At 73.4% G+C, this 13225-nt stretch carries 9 protein-coding genes; 6 read left to right on the top strand and 3 right to left on the bottom strand.

All coding sequences use genetic code 11. The features are described from left to right. Positions 1-76: 76 nt before the first annotated feature. Positions 77-2014, bottom strand: a complete 1938-nt coding sequence (locus RV983_RS32550) for an APC family permease (RefSeq protein WP_475989289.1) — start codon at positions 2012-2014, stop codon at positions 77-79. A 471-nt stretch (positions 2015-2485) separates the two neighbouring features. On the opposite strand from RV983_RS32550, the gene RV983_RS32555 reads away from it, so the two are divergent. After that, positions 2486-4057, top strand: a complete 1572-nt coding sequence (locus RV983_RS32555) for a Na+/H+ antiporter (protein ID WP_475989290.1) — start codon at positions 2486-2488, stop codon at positions 4055-4057. A gap of 1 nt (position 4058) precedes the next feature. On the opposite strand, the gene RV983_RS32560 is transcribed toward RV983_RS32555, so the two are convergent. Beyond that, positions 4059-4601, bottom strand: coding sequence for a universal stress protein (locus tag RV983_RS32560; protein ID WP_475989291.1), 543 nt, complete (start codon positions 4599-4601; stop codon positions 4059-4061). 241 nt (positions 4602-4842) lie between these two features. Between RV983_RS32560 and RV983_RS32565 the strand changes: the two genes are divergently transcribed. From RV983_RS32565 to RV983_RS32585, 5 genes are all read left to right on the top strand, one after another. Next, a complete protein-coding gene (locus tag RV983_RS32565; RefSeq protein WP_475989292.1) occupies positions 4843-5250 on the top strand; it encodes an SAV_915 family protein in 408 nt (135 codons plus the stop codon). 132 nt (positions 5251-5382) lie between these two features. Next, on the top strand, positions 5383-7542 hold the full coding sequence (kdpB, locus tag RV983_RS32570; RefSeq protein ID WP_475989293.1) for a potassium-transporting ATPase subunit KdpB: 2160 nt from the start codon (positions 5383-5385) through the stop codon (positions 7540-7542). A 3-nt stretch (positions 7543-7545) separates the two neighbouring features. After that, positions 7546-8385, top strand: coding sequence for a potassium-transporting ATPase subunit C (locus RV983_RS32575; RefSeq protein WP_475989294.1), 840 nt, complete (start codon positions 7546-7548; stop codon positions 8383-8385). 2 nt (positions 8386-8387) lie between these two features. Further along, positions 8388-10010: a potassium-transporting ATPase subunit KdpA gene (gene kdpA, locus RV983_RS32580; protein ID WP_475989295.1), complete on the top strand. Its 1623-nt coding sequence runs from the start codon at positions 8388-8390 to the stop codon at positions 10008-10010. A 473-nt stretch (positions 10011-10483) separates the two neighbouring features. Beyond that, positions 10484-10999 carry an HD domain-containing protein gene (locus RV983_RS32585; RefSeq protein ID WP_475990528.1) on the top strand — a complete coding sequence of 172 codons (516 nt, stop codon included), beginning with the start codon at positions 10484-10486 and terminating at the stop codon, positions 10997-10999. A 9-nt stretch (positions 11000-11008) separates the two neighbouring features. On the opposite strand, the gene RV983_RS32590 is transcribed toward RV983_RS32585, so the two are convergent. Next, positions 11009-13210: an FUSC family protein gene (locus tag RV983_RS32590; protein WP_475989296.1), complete on the bottom strand. Its 2202-nt coding sequence runs from the start codon at positions 13208-13210 to the stop codon at positions 11009-11011. Positions 13211-13225: the final 15 nt, after the last annotated feature.

Below are 13225 nucleotides of genomic sequence, written 5' to 3' on the forward strand. Positions count from 1 at the left end.
CCCCCGCGAGGACCTCGGCTGACGCGTTCCTGACGGCCGGCCGCGCGATCCTGGCGCGGCCTTGACGGCCGGCGGGTCAGCCGACGTGCACGCGGGGGCGGCGGGTGCGGTCCGGCTCGGCCTCGCGGAGCACCTCGCGGGTGACGGGGGCGACCTCGCCCTGCCCGAAGAGGAAGAAGCGCAGGAAGTTCGCGAAGGGGGTGCCCTCGGTCCACTCGAAGTAGATGTGCGGGCGCTGCCCGCTGGCGTCGCGCACGTGCAGGAGCAGCGCCGCCAGCGCGTTGGGGATGGACGACGACTCCAGCGTGAGCACCCGGTAGCGGCCGTGCAGCACGTCGCCGCGCACGGTGAGCCCGGACTCGAACTCCGAGGGGTCGGAGACGGTGACCTCGACGAAGACGAAGTCGTCCTCCGCGGGGATGTCGTTGTCGGCGCGGATCTGCTGGATCTTGTCGCGGTACTCCGCCATGTCCCGGCGGTCCGGCTCGTTGGCGATGAAGCGGATCCTGCGGTGGGACATGTCGCGGACGAAGCGCTGGGCCATGTCGTCCAGCGTCACGCTGGTGACGCGGAGTTCGAAGGCGCGGGCCAGCCGGGACAGCAGGGAGATGAGGATGATGCCGGCGATGAAGCAGGCACCGATCTTCACACCGTCCGGGCGCTCGATGACGTTGACGACCGTGGTGTAGAGGAAGACCGCCGAGATCACCGCGAAGCCGATGGTCCAGCCGCGCTGCCGGGCCTTGCGGGCGGCGATGGTCACCGCGATCGCCGCGGAGCTGATCAGCACCAGCACACCGGTGGCGTACGCGCCGCCCTGGGCGTCCACGTCGGCGTCGAAGATCCAGGTGACCAGGAACGCGATCAGCGTGAAGACCAGCACCATCGGCCGCACCGCGCGCGCCCAGTGCGGCGCCATGCCGTAGCGGGGCAGGTAGCGCGGCATGAGGTTGAGCAGGCCCGCCATGGCCGAGGCGCCGGCGAACCACAGGATGCAGATGGTGGACACGTCGTAGACGGTGCCGAAGGCGTTGCCCAGGTACTCGTGCGACAGGTACGCCAGGGCGCGGCCGTTGGCCTGTCCGCCGGACTTGAACTCCTGGGCGGGGATGAGGAGCGTGGTGATGAAGCTGGTGGCGATGAGGAAGACGCTCATGACGACCGCGGCCGTGGTCAGCAGCTTCTTCGTCCCGCGGATCCGTCCGGCGGGATTCTCCTCCGTGTCGTCGGCATCGCCCTGGACGTGGGGCATGACGGCGACACCGGTCTCGAAGCCGGAGAGGCCGAGCGCCAGTTTGGGGAAGACCAGCAGGGCCACGCCCACCATCGCGATCACGTTGCCGTGCTGCGCGGTCAGCGCGCTGGACCAGTCGGTGACGACGTGCGAGGCGGTCGCCACATGCCACAGCCCGACGACGACCACCACCGCGTTGAGCGCGAGGTAGAGCCCGACCAGGACCACGGCGACGCCGATCGCCTCCAGGAAGCCCTTGAGGAACACCGCGCCGAGCAGGGCCACCAGGAACAGGGTGATGACCATCTCGTGGCCGTGCAGCACGCTCGTCAAGTGCGGGTTCTCCACCAGGTGGGTGGAGGCGTCCGCCGCCGACAACGTGATCGTGATCAGGAAGTCCGTGGCCGCGAAGCCCAGCAGCGTCAGCACGAAGAGCTTGCCCTGCCAGAACGACAGCAGCCGTTCCAGCATCGCGATCGAGCCCTCGCCGCGCGGGCTCTCCTCGGCCACCCGCCGGTACACCGGCAGCGCGCCCGCGAGCGTCACGATCACCAGGACGATCGTGGCGACGGGCGACAGGAGGCCGGCGGCCAGGGCCGCGATGCCCGGCTGGTAGCCCAGGGTGGAGAAGTAGTCCACACCCGTCAGGCACATGACCCGCCACCACCGCTGCCCGCGATGGGCGCTCTCGGGTACCGGCTGCCCGCCCTGCTGGTGCCGGGCCATGTCGGACAGGCCCTCCAGCATCCACGCGCGCAGCCGATTCGGATGAGCGGACATGGCCACTTGCACTCCCGTCGACAACAGTCAAGCCTCCGCCGTCGGCGGACGGCCACGTCAGCGTACGCAGCCCGGCCGGGGCCGTCGGCGCGCGCCGCGGCGGCGCGACGGCACCGCGGTGCCCAGGCGGCCGTCCCCGTGTGACGGTCCGGGGCCGGCCCCGGGCTGCGTCGCGGGGTGCGGGAGCCGTCCGTCCGGAGATCAACTCCGCAGGTCGGGGCGGGGGGTGGGCGCGGACCGGGGGAGCGGGCGCGCCGGGACCGACGGCGGCGCTGCCACGCGGGTCGTCGGGGCGTTCCCTTGACGAGCTCCATACGGCTGACGCGCAATCCTGACGCGTTCTTAACGCCCAAGGTCCCCGCAGGCCCGGGAGGGGTGTCAGGGTCGGGTAAATTCTCCTGTGGGGTGCCGGGAAGTCTGGTCGGCGTAAAGACGCAGCAGCCGCAATAGATCTTTCCGGGGGAACCTCGCATGACCATCCTGACCGCCGTCCTCCTGCTTGTGGCACTGGCGACCACGGTGGCCACGGGAGCCCGGCACTGGCGGGTCCCCGCTCCCTCGCTCCTGGTCGTGGCGGGGCTGCTGGTCGGACTGCTGCCGTGGGTGCCCGCGGTGCACGTCGCGCCCGAGGTGATCAGCGTCGTCGTGCTGCCCCCGCTGCTGTACGCCTCCGCCGAGGAGATCTCCTGGCGCGAACTGCGCCGCGTGTGGCGCCCGGTCACGGTCCTCGCCTTCGGGCTCGTGGTGACCTCGGCCGCGGCCGTGGCCGCCGTGGCGGCCACCCTGACCCCGCTCGGCGGGCCGATGGCGCTGGTCCTCGGCGCCGTGCTGGCAAGCACCGATCCCGTCGCCGTGACGGCCCTCGGGCGCAGGCTGTCCCTGCCGCCCCGGGTGAAGGTGCTGGTGCAGTCCGAGAGCCTCTTCAACGACGCCACGAGCCTGGTGCTCTTCAAGGTCGCCGTCGGCGCCGCGGTCGCCTCGGGCTCCCTCCTGACTCCGGGGGCCGCGGGCCGCTTCCTCGAACTGGGCGGTGGCGGAGCGCTGGTCGGCGCCGCCGTGGCGGGGCTCGTCGTGCTCATCCGCCGGCGCACCGAGGACCCGGTCCTGGAGACGGTGGTCTCCCTGGTCACACCGTACGGCGTCTACGTGCTCGCCGAGGACCTGCACACCTCCGGGGTCACGGCGGTCGTCCTGGCGGGCGTGGTGCTGGGCAGCGCCGGGCACCGGGTCACAAACGCACCGATCCGGCTGCAGATCCACGCCGTCTACGCCACCGTCGTCTTCCTCCTGGAGAACGTCGTCTTCGCGCTCATCGGCCTCCAGCTGCCGACGCTCGTGCGCGAACTCGATCCGTCGGAGCGGGGCCTGCCGCTGGTGGTGGGCGTGCTCGCGGTGGCCGCCACCGTCGTCGTCCTGCGGCTCGTGTGGGTCTTCCCGCTCTCGGCCGTCATGCAGCACCGCCGCAAGGACGGCCCGGTCTCCTGGCGGGTGCCGCTGGTGACCTCATGGGCCGGTACGCGTGGGGTCATGCCGCTGGCCGCCGCGCTGTCGGTGCCCCTGGTGACCTCCGGAGGGGCGCCGCTGCCGCACCGCTCGCTGGTACTCACCCTCACGACCGGCGTGGTGGTCCTGACCGTCGTCGTCCAGGGGTTCACCCTCGCCCCGGTGGTGCGGCGCTCGGGCATCGCCCTGGAGCCGGAGCACACCGCCCGCGAGGAGGCGCGGGCCCGGGACGCCCTGTCGCGCGCGGGGCTGCGCTACCTCGACCAGCTCGCCGACCTCGAGGCCGCTCCGGCTTCCGTGGTCATGCAGCTGCGCCGCCACTTGGAGGCCGGACTCGACGAGGGGGACGAGGGCTCCGGGGCGGATCGCGCCGCCGTCTCGGCCGAGGCCGTCACCGCCCACCGGGACCTGCGCCGGGCGTTGATCGGCGTACAGAGCGGCGAACTACGGCGGCTGTACGAGACCGGCCGGGTGAGCGACGCCACCCTGCGCGCCGTCCAGCGGGCCCTGGACCTGGAGGAGGCCGGGCTCAGCGGGTGATTCAGGGCGTGAAGGAGTCGTGCGCCCCGCGCCCGAGGCCGAATCGCGCGCGTGACCCGCGACGCTCGGCCTCCACGAGCTGCGACAGCAGGGGCGACGGCGGTACGGCGAGCACGGGGCAGCGGGCGTGGTTCAGGCAGTGCCGGGCGACCGACGGCGACAGCAGGCGGCGCAGCGGGCCGTGCGAGCCGGTGCCCACCACCAGCAGGTCGGACTCCTGGTCGGCCACCCGCACCAGCGTGGGGCCGGGCAGGCCGAGCGCGATGACGGGGCGCAGCGGAGGGTCCAGGGGGATGCTGCCGCCGAAGGCCGTGTCCAGGGCGGCGAACAACTGCCGGCGCGCGAGGGAGTGCCAGCGGTCGAGCAGGGGCGGCGACGGCGGCCGACTGGAACCGAAGTCGACACCGACGTTCTCCCAGGCGATCACCACCGTCAGCGCCGCCGACCGGCGGCGTGCCTCCTCGACGGCCCTGTGGAGTGCCGCCAGGCTGCCCAGGGAACCGCTGACACCGACCACGACACGGTCTTCGCGGGACTCACGCATGACTCCATGCAAACGCCGTGCCACCGGCCGGTGGCGTGCCCTTGTCGCGATCCTGACGCCGCCTCCCCCGGGCCTGACGCGCCCCTGACCCACCCGCGATCGCGGCGTCAACATATCGGCGCACGCCGTCAACGTCCCGTCAGGGAAGGCCGTCACCCCCCTTACCCCGGGCGTAGCTTCCTGGTGCGCCCCGGTCCGACGTGCCCGGACCGGGGCCCTGCCTTCCCTCTTGGAGGAATCCATGACCGAGTCCGCGTCCGAGGACGACCCCGAGCCTTGCGAACGCACCCCGGCCGCAGACGGCGGAACGCTCTGCGTCCCCGTCCGGCCGGGACCCGCCGGCTGCGTCGCGCGGATGTTCCGCACGCCGCTGGGCGACCGCACGGCGGTCGCCTTCACCACGCCGGAACTCCTCACCGCGACCCTCGGCGCGGAACAGGCGTGGATCAGCCTGTCGGAATCCGCGCTGCGCTCGCTGGCCAGGCCACTCGGTGTCACCGCTCTCACGGTGGACCCCCGGTTCGCCGCCCCCGCCGTCAAGGACGACCCCGACGCGTCGTCCGACCGGTTCGGCTCCCAGATCATGGGCGTCCTGCGGGTGACCGGTGCGTTCGCCCTGGTCGACGCCCTCTGTCTGTGGATCCACTGACGGGTCCGCGGCAACCCGGCCCCCCAAGGGGCCCTACCTTCGCCCTCCGGGCAGGTGCCGTCCCCGCGTTGCCCTGCCCGGAGGTGCCCCCTCGCTACCGCACCACCGCCTGATTCCCTCGGAGCACCTCAGATGACCACAGCCCCAACCCTCGTCAAACCGGCCCCGGAGAGCGAGGCCGGCGCACCCGGTCCCGGCCGGAACCGCCGTGTCGGCGGGGGCCTGCTCGATCCTCGGCAGCTGTGGCTCGCCCTGCCGGAGGCGCTGCGCAAGCTCAACCCCGTGACGCTCTTCCGCAACCCGGTCATGTTCGTCACCGAGATCGGCGCGGCGCTGACCACCGGGCTCGCGATCGCCCACTCCTCGCTGTTCGCGTGGCTGATCACCGTGTGGCTCTGGCTCACCGTGGTCTTCGGTAACCTCGCCGAGGCCGTGGCCGAGAGCCGTGGCAAGGCACAGGCGGACTCGCTGCGCCGGACGCGCCGGCAGACCACCGCCCGCCGCCTGACGGCGACAGGGGAGAAGACCGTCCCCGCGATGGCACTGCGCCGCGGCGACAGGGTGGTCGTGGCGGCCGGCGAGCTGATACCCGGCGACGGAGATGTCGTCGAGGGCGTCGCCAGCGTCGACGAGTCCGCGATCACGGGGGAGTCCGCACCCGTCATCCGCGAGTCCGGCGGCGACCGGTCGGCCGTGACCGGCGGCACCAAGGTGCTGTCGGACCGCATCGTCGTGCGCATCACGCAGGAACCCGGCGAGAGCTTCCTGGACCGGATGATCGCCCTCGTCGAGGGCGCCAACCGGCAGAAGACCCCCAACGAGCTGGCCCTGAACCTGCTCCTGGTCATGCTGACCTTCGTCTTCCTGATCGCCGTCGTCACCCTCCAGCCCATGGCGATCTTCTCCAAGGGCATCATGGGCGCGTCCCCCGACAGCACCGCGCTGACCGCCGACGGCGTGACCGGCATCGTCCTGGTCTCCCTGCTGGTCTGCCTCATCCCGACCACCATCGGGGCCCTGCTGTCGGCGATCGGCATCGCGGGCATGGACCGGCTCGTGCAGCGCAACGTGCTCGCCGCGTCGGGACGCGCCGTGGAAGCGGCGGGCGACGTGAACACCCTGCTGCTCGACAAGACCGGCACCATCACCTACGGCAACCGGCAGGCAAGCGGGTTCCTGTCGATCGGCGGCATCGAGCCGGAGCAACTCGCCCAGGCCGCACTGCTGTCCAGCCTCGCCGACGAGACCCCCGAGGGCCGCTCGATCGTCGCTCACGCCCGGGAGCACTTCGCGCTGACCCACCACCGCGCCGACGAACTCGACCTGCCCGAGGCCGCGTGGGTGCCCTTCAGCGCCGTCACCCGCATGTCCGGCGTGGATCTGCCCCGGGGCGGGCGGCAGTTGCGCAAGGGCGCCGCGGCCGCCATCGCCGGCTGGGTGCGCGAGAACGGCGGGACGGTGCCGGCCGGCCTGGACGTGTACGTGGAGCAGGTGTCGGCCTCCGGCGGCACCCCGCTGGCGGTCGCCGAACGCACGGCCGGCGGACCGGCCCGCCTGCTCGGTGTCATCCACCTCAAGGACGTCGTCAAGCCCGGCCTGCGCGAACGCTTCGAAGAGATGCGCCGCATGGGCATCCGCACCGTCATGGTCACCGGCGACAACCCGGTGACGGCCCGCACCATCGCCGAGGAGGCGGGGGTCGACGACTTCCTCGCCGAGGCCACTCCGGAGGACAAACTCGCGCTGATCAAGCGGGAGCAGGAGGGCGGCAATCTGGTCGCGATGACCGGTGACGGGACGAACGACGCCCCGGCGCTGGCGCAGGCCGATGTCGGCGTGGCCATGAACACCGGTACCTCGGCCGCCAAGGAGGCCGGGAACATGGTCGACCTCGACTCCGATCCCACGAAGATCGTGGAGATCGTCGAGATCGGCAAGCAACTCCTCATCACCCGCGGGGCGCTGACGGCCTTCTCGATCGCCAACGACATCGCCAAGTACTTCGCGATCCTCCCCGCCATGTTCGGCGGGGTCTACCCCGCGCTCGACGCCGTCAACATCATGCGGCTGCACTCTCCGGCCTCCGCGATCCTGTCCGCCGTCGTCTTCAACGCCGTCGTCATCGTCGCGCTGATCCCGCTCGCCCTGCGGGGCGTGCGCTACCGGCCGTCCTCGGCGTCCGCCCTGCTCACCCGCAACCTGTGGCTGTACGGCCTCGGCGGCGTCATCGTCCCCTTCCTCGCCATCAAGCTGATCGACCTCGTCCTCGTCCAGTTCGTCCCCGGGATCTGAACCATGCCTCCCCTCACCCGCCTCCCGCACTGGGCGGCCCACCAGCTGGCCGCCGTGCGGGTCGTCGTGGCGCTCACCCTCCTCGTCGGCCTGGCCTACCCGCTCGGCATGACCGCGCTGGGACAGCTGCCGGGACTCCGCCACACCGCCCACGGCACCGCCCTCGGCAAGGCGTGGACCGACGCCAAGGGCCGTCCGCTGCCCGGCTACTTCCAGTCCCGGCCCTCCAACGCCGGCGCAGGCTACGACCCGGCCGCCTCGGCGGCCGGCAACCTCGGCCCCGAGAGCGTCGTCGACACCCCGGACAAGCCGAGCCTGCTCACCCAGGTCTGCTCGCGCAGCAAGGCGGTCGGCGAGCTGGAGCACGTCGACGGCTCGCGCCCCTACTGCACGGCCGACGGTGTCGGCGCCGTGCTGGGCGTCTTCCGTGCGGGCGGCACCACGGGCGACGTGGAGCGCGTGATCAGCGTCAACCAGCCGTGCCCCGCACGGCCGTTCACCGCCTCGTACGAGGGCGTGGCCGTCGTGTGCGCCGCACCGGACGAGGACTGGTCCAAGGCCGTCGTCGTCCCCGTGCGGGGCGGCGCCCCGGCCCGTCCCGTGGTGCCCGCGGACGCCGTGACCGCGAGCGGCAGCGGCCTCGACCCCGACATCAGCCCCGCCTACGCGCGCCTTCAGATCCCCCGTGTCGCCCGTGAACGCGGCCTGCCCGAGAGCGCGGTGAGCGCACTCGTCGCCCGGTGCACCACCGGCCGCGCACTCGGTGTGCTCGGCGAGCCGGCCGTCGACGTCGCCGGCCTCAACAGCGCGCTCGACCGCGCCCGTCCGCTCCAGGGAGCCTGAGCATGACCGTCTTCGGCTGGCTCCAGGCCACCCTCGTCATCGCCGTCGTCGTGGGCCTGCACGTGCCGCTCGGCGACTACTTCGCCCGTGCCCTCGACGGCGGGCGCCACCTCGCCCCCGAACGCGTGCTGTACCGCGTCTGCGGCATCGACCCCGACCGCGAACAGAACTGGCGGCACTACCTGTTCGCGCTCCTGGCCTTCTCCGCCGCGAGCATCGCCGCCCTCTTCGCGCTGTTCACCCTCCAGGACCGGCTGCCCTGGTCGCTCGGCCGTGACGGCATGCCCTGGCCGCTCGCGCTGCACACCGCGGTCAGCTTCACCACCAACACCAGCTGGCAGAACTACGCGGGCGAGTCCACCACCGGCCACCTCGCCGTGATGGCGGGCCTGGGCACCCAGGCCTTCGCCTCCGGGGCCGTCGGCATCTGCGCCGCTCTGGCCCTGGTCCGCGGCCTGGTGCGGGGCGGCACCGACGAACTCGGCAACTTCTGGGTCGACCTGATCCGCTCGGTCCTCCGGGTGTTCCTGCCGCTGTCCGTCGTCTTCGGTCTGCTGCTTATGGCATTGGGCGTGACGCAGCACCTGTCCGGCGTCGACCAGCTGGCGGGCCCGGTCGGCTCCTGGGAGCCCATCAAGCTGATGGCGGGCGACGGCGGCGGCTTCTTCAACGCCAACAGCGCCCACCCACTGGAGAACCCCTCCGCCTGGACCAACACCGTCGAGATCGTGCTGATGCTGCTGATCCCGACCGCGCTCATCCGCACCTACGGCCGCATGGCCGGCAGTCTCCGCCAGAGCTGGACCCTCCTCACGGTCGTGGGCATCCTGTTCTGCCTGCTGCTGGTCGCGGGCAACCTGGCGCAGAGCATGCACACCGGCACCGTCACGGCGGCCGTCGGCGGCCAGACCGAGGGCACCGAGACCCGTTTCGGCGTCCCCGCGAGCACCCTGTTCGGCGTCTCGGCCACCGCGTCCGCCGACGGCGCGGCCAACGCCTCGTACGACAGCTTCTCCAGCCTCGGCGGAGGCGTGCTCCTCGCGGGCATGATGCTCGGCGAGATCGCGCCCGGCGGCACCGGCAGCGGGCTGTACGGCCTGCTCATGGCGGTCCTGGTCGCCGTCTTCATCGGCGGGTTGATGGTCGGCCGCACACCCGAGTACCTGCGCAAGCGGATCGGTTTCGGCGAGATGCGGCACGTCGTGCTCTACGCCCTCGTCGCCCCCACCGCGATCCTCGTCTGCTCCGCGATCGCGGTCGCCCTGCCCGACGGGCGCTCGTCCATGGGCAACGCCGGCCCGCACGGGCTCACGGAACTGATCTACGCCTACACGAGCAACACGGCGAGCAACGGCAGCGCGATGGCCGGGTTCAACGGGGCCACCGACTTCCACAACCTGCTCATGGTGGCCGCCATGCTGATCGGCCGCTACCTGCCGATCGTGTTCGTGCTCGCCCTCGCGGGGCGCCTGGCCCGGCAGCGCCCCGGCGTGGTCACGGTCGGCACCCTGCGGCCGTACGGCGTCAACTTCGTCGTCCTCGCCACCGGCGCCGCACTCGTCCTGGCGCTGCTCAACTTCCTGCCGGCCCTCTCCCTCGGGCCGGTCGCGGAGGGGCTGCGGTAGCCGCCCGGCGGTGCCGGCGGGAGCCGGGCGGGGGGACCGCGTCCGGGGAGGGCCCGCCCGCCCGGCTCCGTGCTCGCCGCCGCCCCGGTGGCGCCGGGTCGGCCGTCCACGGGGCGCGGTCGCCGCGGGGCCGGGGCGCACGGCCGGGTTCCGGCGCCCGGCCACGACGGACGAGGCCGATCCCGGCGGCTGTACCGCTGCCGTCCGGCGGGCAGGGTCCCATGGAGGACCTCGGGTGCCCACCGGCGTCCACGGCTTCCGCCGTGTACCGTCCCGCCGCCGTCAACGCCGGAGACGGCCACGCCGGTTCGCCGGCATGGGCCGGCCGCTCCCGGACGGGCCGCGTCGTCGTCCGCCCGGCTCCCCGCGTCGCGACCGGCCGCCGGGCACAATCCCCCCTCCGCCGGCGGAGCCGGTCGCCGGAGGCGCTGGACGAACCGGGCGGCGCCCCCGCAGGATGGTGTGCCGTGAAGGTGAACAGCGTCGCCGACGCCGACGCGCTGGCGAGCAGCGCGCACGAGGGCCAGACCGACCGCATCGGCGTGGCGTACGTCGAGCACGTCCGCGCCGTCGCCGCCGGGCTCGCGCCCTTCGGGCCCGAACTCCAGATGGCCGGCCTGCTCCACGACGTCATCGAGGACACCTCCTGGACGGCGCGGCGGTTGCGCGCCGCGGGCGTTCCCGAGCGCGTCGTCGCCGTCGTCGAGCAGGTCACCAACCAGCCCGGCGTCGCCTACGCGGACAAGCTGCGGCGCATCGCCACGGGCCGGGACGCCACCCTGGTCAAGATCGCCGACAACGCCCACAACAGCCGGGCCGACCGCGCCGCCCGCCTCGACCCCGCCGCGCGCGAACGCCTCGCCGCCAAGTACCGGGCCGCCCGCGCCGTCCTGTGGCCGGCCGCGTCCCGCGAGGACATCGCGGCGATCCTCGCCATCGTCAACCCGGACCTGCTCGCCGAACTGCCGGCGGACCACGGCGCGCCCTGAGCACCGTGCTCAGTCCGGGGCGGCGGCCGCCGGGTGCCGCCGCGCGGGGCGGGCGGCGGTGATCGCGGCCTGGAGGCTGGCCAGCCAGATCGCGGCGTCGACGGCGTAGTAGAGCAGCGGGTCCGGGGCCCGGCCCGCGGAGGCCGTGCAGACGTCCTTGATGACCGTGCGGTCCGTCGGCGGGTCGCCCGGGTGCGGGTTCTCGGGGAGGGGGCGTTCGCGGTCCAGGCGCAGGTCGTAGCTGAACGGCAGCGCCACGCCCCGCAGACGGTGGGCGGCGTCGCGCAGGTGCGCGGCGCTCAGCGGCCAGGCGGACAGCGCGCCCGGCGGGCAGTTGTCCAGCAGGACCTGCCCCATCGTGATGACACGGTTGCCGGCCAGCATGATCACCTGGAAGTCGATGTCCCCGGACGACGCGTGCCGGGGGTCGTGCCGCTCGGTGGCGTACTGGGCGTAGGTCGCCTCGACGATCAGCTGGGCGAGCCGGGCCTGCGGAAGGGCGTCGGTGGCCCGCGCCCCGTCGGTGATCCTGTCGGTGATGTCGGCGACCGCGCGGGTCCCCTGGTCCAGGACGCGGGCACAGGCGCGCCGCAGTTCGCCGGTTCCGCCGTGCGGCCAGGCGAGCAGGCCGACGACGGCGCCCGTGACGGCCCCGGTGAGCACGTCCAGTAGGCGGGCGGCGGCCAGTTCGGGCCCGCTGCGGGCGATCTGGGTGAACGCGGCGGCGACGGTCAGCGTGAAGAACGCCTGGCCCCAGCCGGGCCCGAGCACCGAGCCCGCCGCGAAGGCCAGCAGCATGCACGGCGGCAGCATCGCGGCGAACACCAGCGGCGTCCCCGCGGCCAGGTACAGGATCAGCGCAGCGACCACGGCGCCGGCGAGCGTCCCGCGCAGCGCGGGCCACAGCGCGGTCCGTGTGTCGACGGCGCTGGTGCGCATCACCGTCAGCGTGGTCAGCAGCGCCCAGAAGCCGTGCTCCAGGCCGAGCGCGCCGACGACCAGCCGGACCGCGGCGAGGGCGACGGCGATACGCACCGCGTTCTGGAAGTACACCGACCGCGGCGTGAGATGGGCGCGCAGCCGGTGGTAGTACAGCTCGGCGGTGGGGCGCCCGGCGTACCAGAAGGCCCCGGGACGGGCCTCCGGCGGTGTGCCGTCGGCAGGCACTCGGGCGCCGAGCACGATCCGGGCCGCCGTGACGACGAAGTCCGCCGTGTGTGTGATGTCCAGGACGATCGCGCCGTTGCGCACCATCGTGGCCGAGTCGGTGCCCGTCCCGCGCGGCCGCACGCGGTGCGACTCGAAGGTGCTCGCGGCGGCACCGCAGACGGCCTGGAGGGGCGGCGGGGCCCGGCCCGTCAGGGCGCGGTCCACGTCCTCGCACGCTGCCGCCGACGTCAGCAGCAGCCCCATGGCGGCCGGTTCCGGCGGTGCCGCCCCCTCCTCGGCCGACTCCGTCAGCTGCCATGTCTGCGCGAGCAGATGACGCATATGCGAGGCCGCCTCGGACAACGCCCGGTCCCGCGCGGACGCCGAGGCCGGGCGCTCGTCCACCGGCACATGGCTCATCCGCAGTTGCTGCGACGCCTTCAGCAGCGTCTCCGGGTCCGGCGGGCGGGGCGGGTCCGCCGCCAGCCCGTACAGCGCGTCGGCCGCCGTCCGCGCGGCCCGCGCGAGCCGGTGCTCGTACCGGCCGGGGCACGGCGCGGGCCACAGGAAGCGCTCCGCGACGCAGACCAGCACCACGCCGGCGACCAGGCCCGCCAGCCGGTGTCCCAGCGTCGACGGCGCGTACGGCGGGAAGCACGGAAGGATGTAGAACAACTGGAGCCCGTTCGCGAGGCCCACCAACTTCGGCCCGCCGACCCCGCTGAACGTGACGAGGAAGCCCACGACCAGCATCCCCAGGGCCGCCGTCCAGGCGTGTGCCGCCAGCACCGTGCCCAGCGTCACCAGCACCATGCCGATCGGCAGTGCCGCCAGCAGTGTGCGCGCCCGCTCGCGCGGCGTTCCGGGGACGGAGGACAGCCCGCCGGCCGCGACAGCGCCGAACAGGGCGTAGATGGCCACCGTCCGGTCGCCGAGGCCGTACCGCGCGGCGTAGAAGCCCGCGCAGGCGACCACGGTCACCCGTGCCGATCGCCGCACCGCCGCCAGACCGGGATCGCGGGCCCGCAGCCACTCCAGTCCGCTCCGCCGCGCCACTCCCATCGTCAAACGGTAGGC

Source organism: Streptomyces sp. RLA123 (assembly GCF_056270165.1).